Annotated in this window: 17 protein-coding genes and 1 tRNA gene; 5 read left to right on the plus strand and 13 right to left on the minus strand. The window is 61.0% G+C overall.

Annotation, left to right across the window (positions count from 1 at the left end; genetic code table 11):
- Nucleotides 1–63 precede the first annotated feature (63 nt).
- Nucleotides 64–1,086: a LacI family DNA-binding transcriptional regulator gene (locus ASD83_RS05375; protein ID WP_056308632.1), complete on the minus strand. Its 1,023-nt coding sequence runs from the start codon at nucleotides 1,084–1,086 to the stop codon at nucleotides 64–66.
- 310 nt (nucleotides 1,087–1,396) lie between these two features.
- On the opposite strand from ASD83_RS05375, the gene ASD83_RS05380 reads away from it, so the two are divergent.
- On the plus strand, nucleotides 1,397–1,702 hold the full coding sequence (locus tag ASD83_RS05380) for an ETC complex I subunit (RefSeq protein ID WP_056308634.1): 306 nt from the start codon (nucleotides 1,397–1,399) through the stop codon (nucleotides 1,700–1,702).
- A gap of 124 nt (nucleotides 1,703–1,826) precedes the next feature.
- Entirely contained in the window at nucleotides 1,827–2,693 is an 867-nt protein-coding gene (locus tag ASD83_RS05385) for a TraB/GumN family protein (RefSeq protein WP_056308636.1), read from the plus strand.
- A gap of 35 nt (nucleotides 2,694–2,728) precedes the next feature.
- On the opposite strand, the gene ASD83_RS05390 is transcribed toward ASD83_RS05385, so the two are convergent.
- From ASD83_RS05390 to ASD83_RS05435, 10 genes are all read right to left on the minus strand, one after another.
- Nucleotides 2,729–3,880, minus strand: a complete 1,152-nt coding sequence (locus ASD83_RS05390; protein ID WP_056308638.1) for a Gfo/Idh/MocA family protein — start codon at nucleotides 3,878–3,880, stop codon at nucleotides 2,729–2,731.
- Nucleotides 3,881–3,960: 80 nt separating this feature from the next.
- Complete coding sequence (locus tag ASD83_RS05395) at nucleotides 3,961–5,019, minus strand: sugar phosphate isomerase/epimerase family protein (protein WP_056308640.1); 1,059 nt, start codon at nucleotides 5,017–5,019, stop codon at nucleotides 3,961–3,963.
- Nucleotides 5,020–5,247: 228 nt separating this feature from the next.
- Nucleotides 5,248–5,544: an addiction module antidote protein gene (locus ASD83_RS05400; protein WP_056308642.1), complete on the minus strand. Its 297-nt coding sequence runs from the start codon at nucleotides 5,542–5,544 to the stop codon at nucleotides 5,248–5,250.
- 1 nt (nucleotide 5,545) lies between these two features.
- Nucleotides 5,546–5,833, minus strand: coding sequence for a type II toxin-antitoxin system RelE/ParE family toxin (locus ASD83_RS05405; protein ID WP_056308643.1), 288 nt, complete (start codon nucleotides 5,831–5,833; stop codon nucleotides 5,546–5,548).
- A 156-nt stretch (nucleotides 5,834–5,989) separates the two neighbouring features.
- Nucleotides 5,990–7,132, minus strand: a complete 1,143-nt coding sequence (locus tag ASD83_RS05410; RefSeq protein WP_056308645.1) for a Gfo/Idh/MocA family protein — start codon at nucleotides 7,130–7,132, stop codon at nucleotides 5,990–5,992.
- Between the two features lies 1 nt (nucleotide 7,133).
- A complete protein-coding gene (locus ASD83_RS05415) occupies nucleotides 7,134–7,883 on the minus strand; it encodes a sugar phosphate isomerase/epimerase family protein (RefSeq protein ID WP_200946459.1) in 750 nt (249 codons plus the stop codon).
- A 168-nt stretch (nucleotides 7,884–8,051) separates the two neighbouring features.
- Nucleotides 8,052–9,134 (minus strand): ABC transporter ATP-binding protein, encoded by a 1,083-nt coding sequence (locus ASD83_RS05420; protein WP_056308649.1) that lies wholly within the window; start codon nucleotides 9,132–9,134, stop codon nucleotides 8,052–8,054.
- Between the two features lie 4 nt (nucleotides 9,135–9,138).
- Nucleotides 9,139–10,053, minus strand: a complete 915-nt coding sequence (locus ASD83_RS05425; protein WP_056309898.1) for a carbohydrate ABC transporter permease — start codon at nucleotides 10,051–10,053, stop codon at nucleotides 9,139–9,141.
- A 14-nt stretch (nucleotides 10,054–10,067) separates the two neighbouring features.
- A complete protein-coding gene (locus ASD83_RS05430; RefSeq protein ID WP_056309899.1) occupies nucleotides 10,068–10,988 on the minus strand; it encodes a carbohydrate ABC transporter permease in 921 nt (306 codons plus the stop codon).
- Between the two features lie 115 nt (nucleotides 10,989–11,103).
- Nucleotides 11,104–12,345, minus strand: a complete 1,242-nt coding sequence (locus ASD83_RS05435) for an ABC transporter substrate-binding protein (protein WP_056308651.1) — start codon at nucleotides 12,343–12,345, stop codon at nucleotides 11,104–11,106.
- 234 nt (nucleotides 12,346–12,579) lie between these two features.
- Between ASD83_RS05435 and ASD83_RS05440 the strand changes: the two genes are divergently transcribed.
- The 3 genes from ASD83_RS05440 (at nucleotide 12,580) to fabZ (ending at nucleotide 14,358) form a co-directional block, all read left to right on the plus strand.
- Entirely contained in the window at nucleotides 12,580–13,638 is a 1,059-nt protein-coding gene (locus ASD83_RS05440) for a LacI family DNA-binding transcriptional regulator (RefSeq protein WP_056308654.1), read from the plus strand.
- A gap of 50 nt (nucleotides 13,639–13,688) precedes the next feature.
- Nucleotides 13,689–13,765: transfer RNA gene (locus tag ASD83_RS05445), tRNA-Arg, on the plus strand.
- A 149-nt stretch (nucleotides 13,766–13,914) separates the two neighbouring features.
- Nucleotides 13,915–14,358, plus strand: a complete 444-nt coding sequence (gene fabZ, locus ASD83_RS05450) for a 3-hydroxyacyl-ACP dehydratase FabZ (protein ID WP_056308655.1) — start codon at nucleotides 13,915–13,917, stop codon at nucleotides 14,356–14,358.
- 236 nt (nucleotides 14,359–14,594) lie between these two features.
- On the opposite strand, the gene ASD83_RS05455 is transcribed toward fabZ, so the two are convergent.
- Nucleotides 14,595–15,494 carry a response regulator gene (locus ASD83_RS05455; RefSeq protein WP_056308657.1) on the minus strand — a complete coding sequence of 300 codons (900 nt, stop codon included), beginning with the start codon at nucleotides 15,492–15,494 and terminating at the stop codon, nucleotides 14,595–14,597.
- Nucleotides 15,491–18,664 (minus strand): ATP-binding protein, encoded by a 3,174-nt coding sequence (locus ASD83_RS05460; RefSeq protein ID WP_056308658.1) that lies wholly within the window; start codon nucleotides 18,662–18,664, stop codon nucleotides 15,491–15,493. Before ASD83_RS05460 ends, ASD83_RS05455 begins: the two co-directional genes overlap by 4 nt.
- Nucleotides 18,665–18,746 lie beyond the last annotated feature (82 nt).

Here is an 18,746-nt window from a genome sequence, read left to right on the forward strand (position 1 = left end):
TCCTCCCTAGAGAATAGCTTCGTTGACAATCATCGACCCCTGCGCCGGCCGACAGGCGTGCGGCTATGCGACCTCCTTGGCCAGATGTGGCATGGCCACGCTGGAGCGGACCACAAGCGAGGTTCCGACCAGTGATTGCAGCGGTCCGGTTTCGGAACCCGTCAGCAAACTGAGAAGTTGGTTTGCCGCCTCCCTGCCCAGCGCGTCGGGCTCCTGCCGGATGGTGGTGAGCGGCGGCGACATGAACTTGGCGTGGTAGCCATCGTCGAACCCGATGACCGAAATATCCTGAGGCACCCGCAGGCCTGCTTCGCCAAGCGCGAGATAGAAGCCCGCCGCGATCACATCGGCGCCGGCGAAAACGGCGGTGAAATCACGCCGCCGCCGCAATAGTGCGCGGCCGGCCTCATGGCCGAAATCTTCGTGAAACAGCCCCGCCTGCACTTCGATGTCATCGAGCGTCATGCCGATTTCGGCCAGTGCGGCCTCGACACCGCGGAGCCGATCCTTGGCATCGCCGATTTCTGGATCACCCGAGAGGTAGACGATGTTGCGGTGGCCTTGGTCGAGCAGATAGCGCATCGCCGTGCGGGCGCCTTCGAAATTGTCGAGCAGAACCCGGCCGCCGGAAAGTGGGCAATGATCGTGGCCGATGGACACAACGGGAATCTTGGCCTTGCGCACGATCTCGACGACATCGGGACGCATGGGACGCTCGAGATAAAGCACGATGCCATCGCAGGAGCGATCAACCATTTCGACGATGGCCCGCGCTTCCTGTTCCTGGTCGGCATAGCCCGACGAGACCATCAGCGACTTGCCGGCAGGGCGAATAGCGCGCTGCACGCCAAAAATAATATTGGCAAAGTAAGGCGTGCCGATATCGACCACGACCGCCCCGATAACGTTGGAACGATTGGAACGCAGGGCCCGCGCCATGGTGTTGGGGCGGTATCCGAGCTCGGCAATAACCACCTCGATAGTTTTGCGGTTGGCCTCGGACACGTAGCCATTGCCCGACACCACGCGCGAGACGGTGGAGCGGGAAACGCCGGCACGTTTCGATACGTCCGAGATGGTGGCCATAAGCCGATTTCCTCCGCCGGCCTCTTGTGGGACCGATCCCACACAGAATGGGATCGATTTCATTCCCGCGTCAAGCCCGCTTTTGATGCTTGGCGGCTAAGGCAACAGGCCGACCGCACACAACGTATCGGACCGGCATCCCGAGACGAACCGACCAATCGTGTGGCTTCCTGGCAAATTCGGGTACCCCTGGCGCCTCTTGCCATTCGTCGGCAAAAAGGAAAGAAGGACTCGAAAGAGGACGAAAAAAACCTTATGTTTCGGTCGCTTTTGGGAAAGACGATTCAAAAGCTTCAGTTGAGGACTTTGCATGACCGCCCGTATCTATCGCCCTGCCCGCAACGCCATGCAGTCCGGCAAGGGCAAGTCCAAGCAATGGATTCTGGTTCACGAGCCAACCACCGCACGCGCGATCGAGCCGCTGATGGGCTATACGAGCAGCTCCGATATGCGTCAGCAGATCAAGCTGTCCTTTGCTACGCTGGAAGAAGCCGAGGCCTACGCCCAGCGCAATGGCATCGAATACAGCGTGCAGCCGGCGCATGACGCCACGCCCAAGCGCGTCAGCTATCCCGACAACTTCAAGTCCGATCGCAAGACGCCCTGGACGCACTGACCTCAGAGTCAGCAAGAGATTCCGCAAAGCGCCACAAGCGATTGTGGCGCTTTTGTTTTTGGTCGCTCAAACCGGTCTTTGCCGTTATCGTTCGGAGACAAGTCCGACGACAAGGAGAGCCCGTTTGTTCATTCGCCGCAGCCTCGCCGTTCTGGCCATCGCGCTTGTTTTTGCCGGCAGCGCCCTAGCGGCACCCGCGATCTGGAAGGTCAGCGACGAAGACAGTTCCATCTGGCTTTTCGGCTCGATCCACCTGCTGCCGCCGGGAACGGCGTGGCGCACCGACCTGTTCGAGAGCCTGATCGATGAGGCGGACCGAGTCTATTTCGAGACGGACCTTGGCCCGGAGGCACAGCCGAAAATCATTGCGCTCACCATGGAGCGTGGCTTTGCGCGGGATGGGCGGCTGCTCAACCAAAGAATCAGCGACAAGCTGATGGGCAAGGTTCGCTCGGCTGCGGAGAGATTTGCGGTGCCGGTGCCGACGCTTCTGGCCATGCAGCCCTGGATGGCGGCGAGCACCATTTCTATCTCGGCCCTGGTAGAGGCGGGTTATGATCCCAATGCCGGGGTCGATACCGAACTGCAACTGGGCATTCCGGCGGATCGCCAGGGTTTTCTGGAGACGGCGGAACAGCAAATCGAGGTCATCGCCGGTGGGACCGAGGCCGACCAGATCATCATGCTCGAAGCGACGCTGGCGGAGGTCGAGCGCATCGTCATCATGATCGACGAGATGAAAGAAGCCTGGCTTGGCGGCACGCCCGAAACGCTGGCCGACCTGTTCCTTGCTGAAATGGGCGCCTATGGCGAGGGTTTCATGGAACGGCTGATCGTTGACCGCAACAGGAACTGGGTCGAACAGATCGAGGTCATGCTGGCGGAGAACGAGGCGGCATTTCTGGTGGTCGGCGCTGGCCATCTCGTGGGCGAGCACAGTGTCGTCAAGCTATTGGAACAGCAGGGGTTTTCGAGCGAACGCGTGCAGTAGGAAGTCGCCCGGCCCTGGGGCCGGGCGACTAGAGGTCAGACGTCGGCCAGACGCGTCCACTTGCTGTCGTTCTCGCTGGATTTCACCGAGGCGGTGATGAACTGCATGCCTTCGACGCCATCGGCGAGGGAGGGGAGCAGGCCTTCATAGGCTGCGCCTTCGCCGCGAATGATGGCAGCGAACTGGCTGTAGAGCGTCGCAAAGGCTTCGAGATAGCCTTCCGGATGGCCCGAGGGAATGCGGACATTCATGGTCGAGGCGGCGTTTCCGGAGATGGCGCCGCCGCGGGTAAGTAGCTGGCGCGGCTTGCCAAATTCGGTGAACCACATGTAGTTCGGATTATCCTGACGCCATTCGAGCCCGCCCTTGTCGCCATAGACCCGCAGCTGCAAACCGTTCTCGCAGCCCACGGCGACTTGGCTGGCCCAGAGCATTCCTTTAGCGCCGCCTTCGAAGCGGAGCATGATGTGGACGTTGTCGTCGAGCTGGCGGCCGGGGACGAAGGCGGTCAGATCGGCGGAAACTGCCTCTGTTTTCAAGCCTGTAACGAAACGGGCGAGGTTATAGGCGTGGGTGCCGATGTCGCCGATGGCGCCGCCGGCGCCGGAGCGGGCGGGGTCGGTGCGCCAGGAGGCCTGCTTGTTATCGTCGGTCGTGGCTTCGGTGAGCCAATCCTGCGGGTACTCCGCCTGGACGACGCGGATCTTGCCGAGAGCACCGGAAGCGACGAGTTCGCGGGCCTGACGGATCAGCGGATAGCCGGTGTAGTTATGCGTAAGGAGGAATTTGGCGCCGTTTTTCGGCTTTATTTCCAAGAGCTTACGCGCATCTTCGAGGGTCGAGGTAACCGGCTTGTCGCAGATGACGTGGATGCCGGCTTCGAGGAAGGCTTTGGCCGGGCCGAAGTGCATGTGGTTGGGCGTGACGATCGAAACGGCTTGGATGCCGTCGGGGCGGGCGGCTTCGGCTTTGGCCATTTCTTCGTAGGACGTGTAGATGCGGTCTTCGGCAAGGCCGAGGTTTTTGCCGGATTCCCGGGCGATTTCGGGGCGCGAGGAGAGTGCGCCGGCCACGAGATCATAGTCGCCATCGAGGCGGGCGGCGATCCGGTGGACGTAGCCGATGAAGGCTCCGGTACCGCCGCCGACCATGCCGAGACGAATGCGCTTTGCGCCGTTTTCAGCCATTTTAGGCTCCTTAAACGTTAGCAGACTGTTGGCATCGAGCGGGTCATTAGCGCGAATGCGTCAATGACCCGCTGTTCGGCTTAGCTGAGGCCAAGCATTTTGCGGTTTGCCGCCTTGTCGGTCCCGCCCGAGGCGAAATCGTCGAAGGCTTTTTCGGTGACGCGGATGATATAGCTCTGGATCAACTCAGCGCCTTCGCGGGCACCATCTTCGGGGTGCTTGAGGGCGCATTCCCATTCGAGCACGGCCCAGCCCTTAAACTCGTTCGCCGCCATCTTGGCAAAGATTGCCGGGAAATCGACCTGGCCATCGCCGATGGAGCGGAAGCGCCCTGCCCGGTTCACCCAGGACTGGAAACCACCATAGACGCCCTGACGGCCGGTCGGGTTGAACTCGGCGTCCTTCACGTGGAAGGCCTTGATACGATCCTTGTAGATGTCGATGTAGTCGAGATAGTCGAGCTGCTGCAGCACGAAGTGGCTGGGATCATAGAGCAGGTTGGCGCGCGGGTGGTTTTTCACGCGCTCGAGGAACATCTCGTAGGAGACGCCATCGTGGAGGTCCTCGCCGGGATGAATTTCGTAGCAGACGTCAACGCCGGCATCGTCGAAGGCGTTTAGGATCGGGGTCCAGCGGCGGGCCAGTTCGTCAAAGGCTTCTTCGACGAGACCGGCGGGGCGCTGCGGCCAAGGATAAATGTAGGGCCAGGCGAGCGAGCCAGAGAAGGTCGCGTGAGCGTTGAGACCGAGGTTCTTCGAGGCCTTGGCGGCGTTCAGAAGAGTCTGGACGGCCCATTCCTGGCGGGCTTTGGGATTGCCGTGCACAGAGGCCGGGGCGAAGCCATCGAAGGCTGTGTCATAGGCGGGATGAACGGCGACGAGCTGGCCCTGCAAATGGGTCGACAGTTCGGTGATTTCGAGGCCATGGCTATTGACGATGCCCTTGATCTCGTCTGCATAAGTCTTGGAATTTGCAGCCTTTTCGAGATCGATGAAGCTCGATACCCAGGTCGGAATTTGCACGCCCTTATAGCCAAGGCCGGCAGCCCAGCGGCAGATATTGTCGAGCGTATCGAACGGAGCCGTGTCGCCCGCGAACTGGGCCAAAAAGATTGCTGGGCCCTTGATGGTGGTGGCCATGAGATTCTCCTCGTGTGGCCCCGTAACCGCCTCAGCCGGGGCTCCTGTTTATGACAGAGGGCGACGATTGCTCGCCGCCCTGACATCTGCATTTTTTCCGATGCCACGCCCTCGTGGTTCGAGGCTTTGCTCTCGCAAAGCACCTCACCATGAGGGCTACTGGGACAAGTCTTGACCGGCACAACAAGCCTGTCAATGATGTACGTTCATCAGACTTCGCTCAACCTCTCATTCTGCCGGCGCGACGGGGACAGCAGTCAGCCGTACACCCAATCCCTTCATCACGCCCAAGAGGGTAGACAGCTTCGGATCGCCCTTCTCGCTCAGTGCACGGTAGAGCGCTTCGCGGGTCACCCCTGCATCGCGGGCAACGTTGCTCATGCCGCGAGCACGAGCGACAACGCCGAGAGCGTTGGCGACGAATGCCGCATCGCCCGTTTCAAAGGCTTCGGCAAGAAACTCGGCCTGGGATTGCTCTTCGCTGAGATATTCGGCGGCATCGAACGGAAGCGTTTCGAGAGCCATTTCAAATCTCCTTTGCCATCTGCTTTGCTCTGGCGATATCGCGGTCCTGAGACCCCTTGTCGCCACCGCAGAGCAGCACGATCAGCACATTGCCCTGCTGCACGAAATAGACCCGGTATCCGGGCCCGTAATCGATGCGGAGTTCGCCAATGCCATCGAACAATTTTACATCGCCCATCAGCCCGGACTGGATGCGAACAACCCGCCGGGCGATGATTTCAGTCGCCTTGCGATCCTTCAGGGACTGCATCCATTTCTGAAAGATCAGCGTTTGGCGGACTTCGACCATGTGTGAACTATAGGTTACATATTTACGATGTGCAAGGTGGTCCTATCTGCCCAATTGTCCGCCGTGCTTGCCGACACCCCCTCCCATCCTCCCCCATCAAGGGGGAGGTGTTGTATCGCGTTGGTGGAGATGACTGCGCAAGCACAGTCCCTCCCATCAAGCCTTTAGCAAGGCCTTGGCTTCTTCGATGCCGAGGGCCAGGGGGCGTTCGCAGGTGGTCTGGAGCGTCAGGACCTGGCCGGTTTCGCCGGCTTTGAGGAGACCCGTCATCACTTCGACGACGTGGAGGGCCACGTCGAGGCCGCAGCGGGCGTTCTGGCCGTTTTCGATCGAGAGCATCATGTCGGCAAGGCCGGCGCAACGGTAGTTGGCGCGCGGGACTTCCTTGTCGAGGTCCTGGTTCGGCTTGCCGAAGGGGTGGTCCCATGGCGTGACTGCCGTGCGGATGCCTTCGATGCCGGTGGTGGTGAGATCACCGCCGAAGAAGTTCGGATCGGGCACAAAGATCGAGCCGTCGGTGCCGTAAAGCTCGATATTGTGGTGGCCGTGGGCCGCCACGTCCCAGCTGGCGCCAATGGTGATGATGGCGCCGGAGTGGAATTCGAGCACGCCGTGGATCGTGGTCGGGGTGCCAACCTTGATCGCGGTGCCCTTATAGGGACCTTCGGCGGTGACGATACGTTCGGCGCGGGCGCTGCCGGTAAAGGCAGAGAGGCGCTTCACCGGACCGAGCAGGTGCACGAGATCGGTGATGTAGTAGGGACCGAGATCGAGGATCGGGCCGCCGCCGGGCTGGAAGAAGAAGTCCGGGTTCGGATGCCAGTGTTCCATGCCGCGGCTCATGACGTGGGTCGTGCCGCTCATGATCTTGCCGAGCTTGCCCGAGTCGATGATTTCGCGGGCCTGCTGGTGGGCGCCGCCGAGGAAGGTATCGGGAGCCGAACCAACTTTCAGACCGCGCTCGTCGGCTGCCTTCTTGAGGGCGAGACCCTCTTCGACGGAGAGAACGAAGGGCTTTTCGGAATAGGCGTGCTTGCCGGCCGAAACAATGTCGGACGACACCTTGTAGTGGGTCGCCGGGATCGTGAGGTTCACGATCACGTCGATTTCGCTGTTCTTCAGCAGCTCGTCGGGCGTCTGAGCGGCAACGCCGAATTCGTCAGCGCGCTTCTTGGCGGCTTCGGGCAGGATGTCGGCCACGGCGCGAATTTCGAGGCCCTTGAACAGGGGCGCGAGGCGCAGATAGGCGGCAGAAATATTGCCGGCACCCATGATGCCGACGCCATAGGTCTTTGCCATCTTAGACTCCGTAGCCCTTGAGAGCGGCAGCCGCATTGCGTGCAAAACGAATGGCGTCACTCGGCTTGTCATGCTCGGCGACGAAGTAGCGCGCCTTGGTCTTGGCTTTGATCTGGTTGATGTAATTCGGCCAGTCGAGCGTGCCGGTGCCGACGTCGGCCCAGCCATCTTCGTCGGTCTTTTCGCCGGCGGGAGCGATATCCTTGACGTGGACGGCCGTGATGCGGCTACCGAGCTTATCGATCCAGAAGAGAGGATCTTCATTGGCACGGACGACCCAGGCGAGGTCCATTTCCCACTGCGTGTCCGGGGAGGCGTCGAGGATCAGTTCCACCGGCGTCTTGCCATTGGCGTCCTTGATGAACTCCCAATGGTGATTGTGATAGCCAAAGCCCTTGCCGGCGGCCTTGAAGGCGGCAGCGATCCTGGCGAGGCCAGCGGCAAAACCCTGCCAATCGCCAGTGCCATTGCGATAGTCTTCGGACGGCGGAGCGGGGCAATAGACCGTCTCGATGCCGACGGTTTCAACGATGCGCAGGGCCGCGTCGGTATCTTCGAGCTGGGCATAGCCCATATGGGCGGTCGGCATGGTCAGGCCGGCATTCTTGAGGCTCGTGGCCAGGGCGGCAGGATCGGCAAACTGACCGCCCCAACCTTCGACCTGGGTATAGCCAAGCCCGGCAAGGGTCTTGAGCGTTTCGTCCAGCGACGCTTCATTGCGCGCGCTGTAAAGCTGATAGGAAAAGTCCATCACAGGCCTCTTTAGTGTGTTGCATGCGACTGCATCGAGAGATGCCAGATAACCAGACCGGGCGGCGCGTTCGCGTCACAAGGGCAGGTCTATTGCCGCAAAAGTAAGCCGCCGGCCGTCCGGCGGACAAAGCGGCGCCAGAGATGGCGCCGCCTGAAGATGTAAACGTCAGAGACGGTTTTCGGTCTCGGCGTTGAACAGCGAGCCGCGGGCGATATCGAAGCCGACATTGACCTTATCGCCGACAGCGAGCGGAATATCGCTGCTGCAACGGAAGGTGACCGGCACACCGGCAACCTTGGTCCAGGCCAGGGTTTCCGAGCCCATGGGCTCGACGATTTCGATTTCGGCAGCGGTTATGAACGGCATGCCTTGGGCAGCGTCGCCCAGAAGAATGTGTTCGGGACGAACGCCGAGGACCGCCTTGAGCGAGCCAGCGGGCGAGGCAACGAAATCATAGGCCCCGACCGGGATCTTGGTGCCATCAGCGGCGGTGAAGGTGCCGCCATCGACCGCGCCGTTGATGAAGTTCATCGAGGGAGAGCCGATGAAGCCGGCCACATAGAGATTGGTCGGCTTGTTATAGATGGTGTGCGGATCGGCCAGCTGCTGAATGACACCATTCTTCATGATGGCGATACGATCGGCCAGCGTGAGGGCTTCGATCTGGTCGTGGGTCACGTAGATCATGGTGTTCTTCAGGCGCTGGTGAAGGCGCTTGATCTCGACGCGCAGATCGCTGCGGAGCTTGGCGTCAAGGTTGGACAGCGGCTCGTCGAACAGGAACACGTCCACGTCCCGCACGAGGGCACGGCCGATGGCGACGCGCTGGCGCTGACCACCGGAGAGATTGGCCGGCTTGCGATTCAGAAGCGGCTGGATCTGCAGGATTTCTGCGGCGCGGGCAACGCGGCGGGCGATCTCGTCCTTGGGCATGCCAGAGACGCGCAGACCAAAGGAGAGGTTCCGCTCCACCGACATCTGGGGGTAAAGCGCATAGGACTGGAACACCATGCCGATGCCGCGGTCCTTGGGCTCAAGCCAGGTGACGTTCTTGCCACCGATGAAGATCTGGCCGTCGGAGACTTCGAGGAGGCCCGCAATGCAATTGAGCAAGGTCGACTTACCGCAGCCCGAAGGCCCGAGCAGCACGATGAATTCGCCCTGCGCGATATCGAGGTTGAGGTGCTCAAGCACCTTCACATTGCCGAAATTGAGCGAGAGGTCCTTAATGGAAACACTGTGTTGCATTGGGTTATCCCTTCACCGCACCAGCGGCAATGCCGCGAACGAACCACTTGCCGGATATGAAATAGACGGCGAGCGGCACAAGGCCGGTCAGTACGGTGGCGGCCATGTTCACGTTGTATTCGGGCGTGCCCTGGGCCGAGTTGACGATATTGTTGAGCTGGACGGTCATCGGGGCGTTCTGCGTGCCGGCGAAGACGACGCCGAACAGGAAGTCGTTCCAGATGCCGGTGATCTGCAGGATCAGCGCCACGACGAAGATCGGCAGCGACATGGGGAGCATGATCTCGAAGAAAATGCGCCAGAACCCTGCCCCATCGACGCGAGCCGCCTTGAACAATTCCTGCGGCAGCGAGGCAAAATAATTACGGAACAGCAGGGTCAGGATCGGCATGCCGAAGACGGTGTGGATCAGAATGACGGCCTGAAGAGTGCCGAAAATCTTCATCTCACGCGTGATCATCACCAGCGGATAGAGCATCACCTGATAGGGGATGAACGAGCCGAAGATCAGAATGGCGAAGAAGATTTCGGAGCCCTTGAAACGCCAGTTGATCAGCGCATAGCCGTTTACCGCGGCAATGAAGATCGAGACGATGGTGGAGGGAATGGTGATCTTCACCGAGTTCCAGAAGCCGGGGGAAAGACCCTGGCAATTGAGACCCGTACAGGCGCTGCTCCAGGCTTTTACCCAGGCATCGAAATTGGGCGCCTGCGGCAGAGCAAAGATATTGCCGAAGCGGATTTCCGGCATGGTCTTGAGCGAGGTCACGACCATCACGTAGAGCGGGAAGAGGTAGTAGAGCGAGAAGAAGAACAGTACCGAGTAGATGACGATCTTACGCGGGGTGAAGAACGGCTTGGGACGCGGGCCACGGGCTTCGACGACTTCGCCTGAGGTTGCGGGCGCGGAACCGGCCATGGTTGCGGTCTGGCTCATGTGCGTTTCCCCTTGCCGCCGAATTCGAGATAGGCCCACGGGACCATGATGATCAGAACGGTGAGCAGCATCATGGTGGCAGCGGCCAGACCCTGGCCGATATTGCCGCCCGAGAACATGTAGTTGAAAACGTATTTTGCCGGCACTTCCGAGGAAATGCCCGGACCGCCATTGGTCAGCGCCACGACAAGATCATAAAGACGGACAACGCCCGAGCCGAGGATCACGATGGCGGTGATGAGCACGCCGCGCATCATCGGAATGACGATGGAGATATAGGTGCGCCAGGTGGGGATGCCGTCAACGCGCGCGGCTTTCCACACTTCGTCATCGACGCCGCGGAGCCCGGCGAGCATCAGCACCATGCAAAAGCCCGTGCCGTGCCAGAGGCCGGCAATGAGCATGGCAAACAGCACCATGCGCGGATTGGCGATCCAATCGAAGGAGAAATTGGTCCAGCCCAAGTTTCGCAGGGTGCCCTGCAGGCCCAGGGTTGGGTTCATGATCCACTGCCACACAAGGCCCGTCACGATGAACGAGAGGGCGAAGGGGTAGAGCATGATGGTGCGGAAGGCGCTTTCGAAGCGGATTTTCTGATCGATCAGAACGGCGAGAAGAAAGCCGATGACCAGCGTGAAAACCAGCGACATCGAGCCGTAGAGAACCAGGTTCCAGACCGACACGTTCCAGCGCGAAGTGGCGAAAAGGCGCTCGTATTGGTCAAAGCCGACGAACTTGCCGGTGGGCAGGAGCTTGGAATTGGTGAACGAATAGTAGACCGTCCAGATGGTACAGCCGACGAACACCACCAGCACCGTTGCCACCATGGGCAGAGCTGCAATTTTGGCGGGCAGGTTGTGGAAGAATAATCTTTGCAGCAGGCCGGGACGATCTACCGTCTCGATGCCAGCCTCCATGGGAGCGGCAGTGTCCGCCATGTGTCTCTCCAAGAGCACGTGGCCGACCTTGTCGAGCAAGGCCGACCACGGATTTCAAAGGCGGGAGCGTACTCCCGCCAGGCTAGACGACGGCTTAGTCAGCCGACTCGATGATCGAGGCATAGCGCTCGATGTAATCATCGACAGTGATGCTGTCGTCGGCGAGGAACTCGGTGTTGAGATCCTGCGTCTGCTGCTGGGTGTCGCTCGAGAGCGCGAAGTCACCGGAGGGCAGCAGGCCGTTCTTGAGGAGGCCGAGAGCCTTCTGCATGCACGGATTGGCAGCCGAGAGGTCGATGTCCGTACGGATCGGCATGGAACCCTTGACCAAGTTGAACTTGAGCTGGGCTTCAGGCGAGATCAGGATACGGGCAAGCTGGTTCTGGGCTTCGATCACGGCCGGGTCAGTGCCTTCAGGCAGAACCGGGAAGTAGAACGAGTCGCCGCCGCCGGTCAGCTGGTCACCCAGGCCAAGAGCGGGGAGACATTCGTAGTCCTTGCCGGGGACGCCGCCAGCAACCTGAAGGTCGCCCTGCAGCCAGTCGCCGTGGATGTTGCCGGCAGCAGTGCCTTCGAGCAGCTGCGTACCAACGTCGCCGAAGGACGGCACCATGGTTTCAGGCGAGATCACCTTGCGCAGCTCGTCGAGAGCCACGGCAACCTTGCGGAATTCCGGCCCGCGAACGGCTTCGGCATCCTTGTCGCGGTTGATGGCGAGGACGAGGTCCGAACCACCAAGACCCGACATCAGAACGCCCGGAATGCCCGAGAACGGCCAGCCGGTGGCAAGGCCGAACGGCAGGATGCCGGCTTCTTCGAGAGCAGGCCAGGAGGCAACATATTCGTCCCAATTGGTCGGAACGGGCTGGCCGATCTTTTCATAGGCCTTGGTGGAGAGCCACAGCCAATCCCACGAGTGGATATTGATCGGCAGGCAGTAGAGACCACCTTCGTAGCGGCACGGCTCGAGCAGGCTCTGATCGACGTAGAAGCTGTCGATATCCATGTCAGCAACGACGTCGGTCAGGTCGCGGATCAGGCCGGCCTGGATGAGCTCTTCGGCGTCACGGCCGGTGTTCATCTGCGTTGCGCCCATCGGGTCGCCACCGATGATACGGCTGATGATGACCGGGTTGGCGCCAGTGCCGGAACCGGCAAGCGCGGAGTCGACCCAGGTATTGCCGGTTTCGGCTTCAAAAACCTTGGCAAACTCGGCGATGGCAGCGGCTTCACCAGCCGACGTCCACCAGTGAGTCACTTCGAGATCGACGGCAAATGCAGACGTCGAACCGAGCAGCGCGGTTGCCATTGCGGCAACCACTGCAAACTTCTTCATAGGAATGTCCTCCCAACGAACACGAGGGGCTATGTACCCCATTCATGCCGCCGACCTGCGGGTCCCCGTTTCCTCCAGACACCCCGACCGGCCGCGTGTAATCGATTGCATAACTAATCGAAACTGGTTGTGCAATCGATTTCAGGAGTTTCATACACGTCTTGCGGACCTGTCAAGATCGTTTTAGACAGAATGCCATCCTGACAGCGAGAGGGGGCGCTGCCGGACGTGACTATGGAAAGAAAAACACCGACGATTCAAGACGTTGCGCGATTCGCCAACGTCTCAACAGCCACGGTCAGCCGTGCGCTCTCCTCGCCCGAAAAGGTGAGCGAGGGAACCCGTGCCCGCGTTTCCGAGGCTGTGCGTGTAACCGGTTACACGCTCAACCAAGCCGGCCGCTCATTGCGGCAGCGCTCGGCAAAGACCATCCTCGTCGCCCTGCCCGATATTAGGAATCCTTTCTTCTCGTCCATCCTCGATGCGATCGAGCGCGAGGCGGCGACGCGTGGTTATGGCGTGCTGGTGCTGAACCTTTATTTCGGACACGAAACCATCCGCCGGCTGCAGGATTTTCTGCTTTCGAACCGGGCCGACGGATTGCTGCTGCTGGATGGTTCGGTGGACACTTACCTGCTCCAGACACTCTCGAGTCAGGCCGGGGCCATCCCCATCGTCGTTGCGTGCGAAGAAATCCCCAATTCGGGTTTTCATACCGTACTCACCGACAATGTGGATGCCGCCGAGCGGGCGACGCAACACCTGATCGACCTCGGTCACCGGCGAATCGGTCATCTCCTGGGGCCGGAGCATAATGTCGTGTCGCGTGAGCGGTTTACCGGGTTTGCGCGGGCCCTCGCCGCCGCCGGGCTATCTCCCGTTCCCGAGTGGAATTTTCGGGGGAATTTCGACATGGAAAGCGGCTTTTCCGCTGCGGCGCGTTTTCTCTCGATGACGGAGCGGCCCACCGCCATTTTTGCGGCCAATGACGAATCGGCCATCGGCTTTCTCTCCGGCCTGCGGCAGCACGGGATCATCTGTCCGCGCGACATTTCCGTGGTGGGTTTCGACGACCTCGGAGTGGCGCCGCATTATGTGCCGCCACTGACGACGATGCGCCAGCCGCGCGAGGCCCTGGGCCGTATGGCTGCGGAGGCGCTGATCGATGTCGTGGAGGATCCCGAAGCCCTCGGCATGCCGCTCAGGATCGTGCTGCGCTCTGAACTGGTGGTGCGGGAAAGCACGGCGAGAATGGCCCGTGTGGATATGGAAGGCGGGAACCGCTCTTCTTGAGCGCGCAGGCATTTCCTTTTTCGCCAGATCAGCTAAAGGAAAGCGCGTGCGGTCCCGTAGCTCAGCTGGATAGAGCAGCAGCCTTCTAAGCTGAAGGTCACAGGTTCGAGTCCTGTCGGGATCGCCAGATTTTCCGATCTTCTTTGATTTTGTTGGGCAAACCGGTCATTTTCCGTGCAACTTGCCGGCGGTGTCGCATTGCGGCCGTGGCAATGAACGATGGTGCGCCGCGCGGGCGGACCTCGAAAACGACGTGAATTTAGGAGACTTGCTGAAATGGCCGAGCTGAGTGCAATGGAGATCAACGAACTCCTCAGCGTGCTGCCGCACCGCTTTCCCATGCTGATGCTGGACCGGATCATCGAGATCGACGGCGACGACAGCGCCATCGGGGTAAAATGCATCACCATCAATGAACCCTGGGCGCAGGGGCATTTTCCGGGCCAGCCCATCTTTCCGGGCGTGCTGATCATCGAGGCCATTGCCCAAACGGCAGGCGCAATAGCCATGCGCGGGGCGGACGACACCGCCAATTCCATGCTGCTGCTTGGCGTGGATCAGGCCAAATTCAGGAGCCCGGCGCTTCCCGGCGACGTGCTGCATTTTCATGTGACCAAGGAACAGCGCCGCCGGCAGGTTGGCCGCTATCGCGGCATCGCCAAGGTCGGCGAGCGCGTTGTCGCCGAGGCGCTTATCACGGCCATGTTTGTCCCGAGCTAGGTTTCGGCGAAGCCGAGGCATGGTTCCGACCGTCTTTGATCGCCGCGAAGCCGAGGGCTGTTTCCAGGCGGGCCTGTAGAGCGTTTCACTGTTCAAACGTAACGCTTCCGGGTGAAATTCCAGCTGTCATCCCGGGCTCGACCCGGGATCCGTCCTGAAATCTCGAGATGGGCCCCGGCGTAAAGCCGGGGTGACAATCCGAGTTGGTGGGGGCATCGGACGGAAAGGGAAGGGATCTAGTCCCACAATACCCTTACGGACATGGTTGCCGCGGCGGTGCGGTTTTCGATGCCGAGTTTTTCGAAGATTTGCTCGAGGTGCTTGTTGATGGTGCGGGGGGAAAGCTGGAGGATTTCGGCGATTTCCTTGTTGGACTTGCCGTGGGTGAGCCAAAGCAGAACTTCAGCTTCCCGCAGGCTGATGTCGAAGGCGGCGACGAGACGCTCCTCGCCGGTGCCGACGGCGCGGTCGATGAGGCGCAGGAGCGTGGTGCCTTCGCCGCGCCGTTCCATGATGCGGAATTCCACCGCGCGATCGAAGCGCCGGTAGAGCCGCACGAGATCCTGGCTCTCCTTTTCGAGCATCCACTGCTTGAGTTCCCAGGGCAATGCCGCCCCTTCCTCGGGCCGGAGGCCGATGCGCGTCAGCAATTCCTGGGCCTGGGGCGTGGCCCAGGCGATGGCGCCGGTATCATCCACCGCAACGATGCGCCGGCCGATGGAATCGAGCGCATCGCGGGCCGAACGCGTCTTGCGCGAATTGGCCAGGTGGACCCGCATGCGCGCGAAAAGCTCGCTCAGAATGATCGGCTTTGAGACGAAATCGACGCCGCCACAGGCCAGCGCCTTGACCACATGCTCGCTGTCATTGCGCCCGGTCATGAACACCACGGGCAAATCGGAAAGGCCCATTTCCGTCTTGAGCACCCGGCAGACTTCAAAGCCATCCATGCCGGGCATGATGGCATCGAGAAGGATGATATCGGGGCTGGTTTCGCCGATCATCGAAAGGGCACCGCGGCCATCGGCGGCCCGAAGCGGGGTCATGCCTTCGAATTCGAGCGCATCGGACAGCATTGTCAGCGTATCGGGCTGATCGTCGACGATGAGGACTTTTGGAGCACCAGCAGGCATCATCGAACAGGTATCTCCTCTAGTAGCCGCCGGGGCGGCACGTCTTCGTCCTCGATCCAGTTGAGGGCGAGCACCGCGCCGATCTGCTGCACCAGATCGTCGATCTTGAACGGCTTGATGAGGTAGCCGTCGTAAAGGGCGCCGTATTCGGGCTGCAGCCGTTCGGCGCCGGCATCGGCCGAAATCATGATGATGGGCAGGCGATCGATGACATCGCCGCGTAGCTTGCGGGCCACCTGCCAGCCATTGCGCCGGGGCATGGAGACATCGAGCAGCAGCAGGTCGGGCCGCTGCACGCGGATCGAGCGGAGGCATTCGACGCCATCGCGCACGGTGACGACATCAAAGCCCAGACCACCCAGCAGGTCCGAGAGCAGGTCGCGCTGCGCCGGATCGTCGTCGGCCACGAGGATCGAGCGGCGCGGGCCATAATAGCCGGTGATACGGGCGGTGGGATGCTTGGGTTCGTCCGGCATCCAGGTGGAGGACAGAAGCATTCGCACGGTGAAATGGGTGCCGGTGCCGAGTTTGCTGAAAACGGTAAGCTCGCCGCCCATGATCTCGACGAGAAGCTTGGTGATGGTGAGGCCCAGCCCCGTTCCGGGCTGTGGCTCCGCGCCCACCGGGCGGCTGCCGCGCTGGAACGGCAGGAACACCTTGTCCAGTTCATCGGGCGCAATGCCGCTGCCGGTATCGATGATCTCGAAGGTGGCGATCTGGCTGCGGTAGCTGAGGCGCAGGGTGGCCGAGCCGCGATCGGTGAACTTGATGGCGTTGGAAATGAGATTGATGAGAATCTGACGCAGGCGCTTTTCGTCGGTGAAGACATATTCGGGCACTGGCGTCGCCTGATCGAAGATGAAGTCGATGCCCTTGTCACGGGCCTGCAGCGAGAACATCTCGACCAGTTGGTTGAGGTTGGCCGGGAGTGCGGTCTTATCCCGGTAGAGATACAATTTGCCCGCTTCGATCTTGGAAATGTCGAGCAGGCCCTCGATCAGGCCGGACAGATGCTCGCCCGAGCGCAGGATCGTCTGGGCGGCGCGGCCCACCATGGGGTGCTGCTCCCTTTGGCGCTCCAGCAATTGGGCATAGCCGAGAATGGAATTGAGCGGCGAGCGCAGTTCGTGGCTGAGCCCGGTGACATAGCGCGACTTGGCAAGATTGGCGGATTCGGCGGCTTCCTTGGCCAGTTGCAGCTTGCGGTCGGTTTCCTGATGCGCGTCGATTTCATCGATCAGGAGCGCGGTATGGCGGCGCGCCTCTTCTTCGGCAAATTCGCGGCTTTCGTGATTGAGCACAAAGAGCCAGACCACGATGCCGGTGATGATGAAGAAGACGACGAAAATCTTGCCCAGCATCGCATCGATGGCGGTGCGGGCCGTGTGTCCATCGAGCGCGGCCTGATAGTTGAACACCATCAGAATGGCGGCCATCAGCCCGCCCACGATCAGCATCAGGCCCAGATAATGTCCGAGGCGGGTATTGAGCGCCTCGGCAATCGGGGCCGGAAACAGCCTGGTGACGACGCCGGAAAGCTGTTCGCCAAGCCGGGCGCCGGTCTTGCAGCGATCCCCGCAACGGGCATCGAGGGAGCAGCAGAGCGAACAGATGGGCCCGCCATAGACCGGGCACCCTGCCATGTCTTCGGGCTCGAAGCTGTGTTCGCAGACGCGGCAGGCAATGGCTTCGGCATTGGCGGGCGTGATGCTTGAACTACGGGCGATATAGTAGCGCCCGCGGGTGGCGAGAGCGATGATCGGCACGCAGACGAGCGCAGTGATCAGCGCCACATAGGAATAGAGCGCCTCGGCTATCTCGCCGAAAATGCCGAGATAGGACAGCAGCGCCAGCGCCACCGCGATCAGCATGGAGCCGAAGCCGACGGGGTTGATGTCGTAGAGATGGGCGCGCTTGAATTCGATATGGCGCGGCGAGAGGCCGAGCGGCTTGCAGATGACAAGATCGGCGACGATGGCGGCGAGCCAGGCAATCGCCAGGATGGCGTAAAGCCCAAGGATCTGTTCGAGCGCCTTGTAGATGCCGAATTCCATCAGGATCAGGCCGATAAGCACATTGAACACGACCCAGACGACGCGGCCCGGATGGCTATGGGTGAGGCGCGAAAAGAAGTTCGACCAGGCGATCGAGCCGGCATAGGTATTGGTGACGTTGATCTTGAGCTGGCAGACGATGACGAAAATGCCGGTGACCGCGAGGGCGAGTTCGGGGCTTTGCAGCATTTGCCCGAAGACCACGAGATACATCTGGGTCGGCTCGGAGGCGTTTTCGAAATCGATGCCGTGGCGGAAGGCATAGTAGGCGAGGAACGATCCGGCCATGACCTTGAGCCCGCCGATAATGATCCAGCCCGGCCCTGCCCCGATCAGCGCCGCCCACCAGGCCAGCCGGTTCTTGTGCGCCGCGCGCGGCAGGAAGCGCAAATAGTCCACCTGCTCGCCGATTTGCGCCACGAGCGCGAACATGACGGCGGACGCGGCGCCGAACAGCGCCAGGTCGAACCCGCCGCCGACCGGACCCATGAGGCCGCTATAGCCGGTCCACTCGCGCACCGCCGGCATGCTTTGGGCACCAATGAAAACAAAGGGAATGAGTTGCAGCACGATCCAGAAGGGCTGGGTCCAGGTCTGGAAGCGATTGATCAGCGTGATGCCATAGGTGACGAGCGGGATGACCATCAGGGCGCTGACCAGATAGCCGATGGAAATCGGCAGGCCGAAGCAAAGCTCTAGCGCCGTGGCCATGATGGCGGCTTCGATGGCAAAGAAGATGAAGGTAAAACTGGCATAGACCAGCGAGGTAATGGTCGAGCCGAGATAGCCGAACCCGGCGCCGCGCGTCAGCAGGTCAATGTCCACGCCGTATTTGGCGGCGTTGTAGACGATGGGAATGCCCATCAGGAAGATGATGAGGCAGGTGGATAGCACCGCCCAGGCCGTGACCGTGAAACCATAGCTCAGCGTCAGCGCGCCGCCGATGGCTTCGAGCGCCAGAAAGGATGCGGCGCCGATGGCCGTGTTGGCGATGCGGGCGGGCGACCAGCGCCGCACCTTTTGGGCGGTGAAGCGCAGCGCGAAGTCTTCCATTGTCTGGTTGGCGACCCACTTGTTGTAGGTTCGCCGGACCCTGGTGACCTTCGCCTGCGCTGTCATCACTACTCCCACGCATCACCACACCCGCTGCGGCGAAAGCCGGGGCCAACACCGGATCCGCGGTCCAGTCAGCCCCTCTTTC

It is taken from the genome of Devosia sp. Root685 (assembly GCF_001427875.1).
GTDB lineage: Bacteria > Pseudomonadota > Alphaproteobacteria > Rhizobiales > Devosiaceae > Devosia.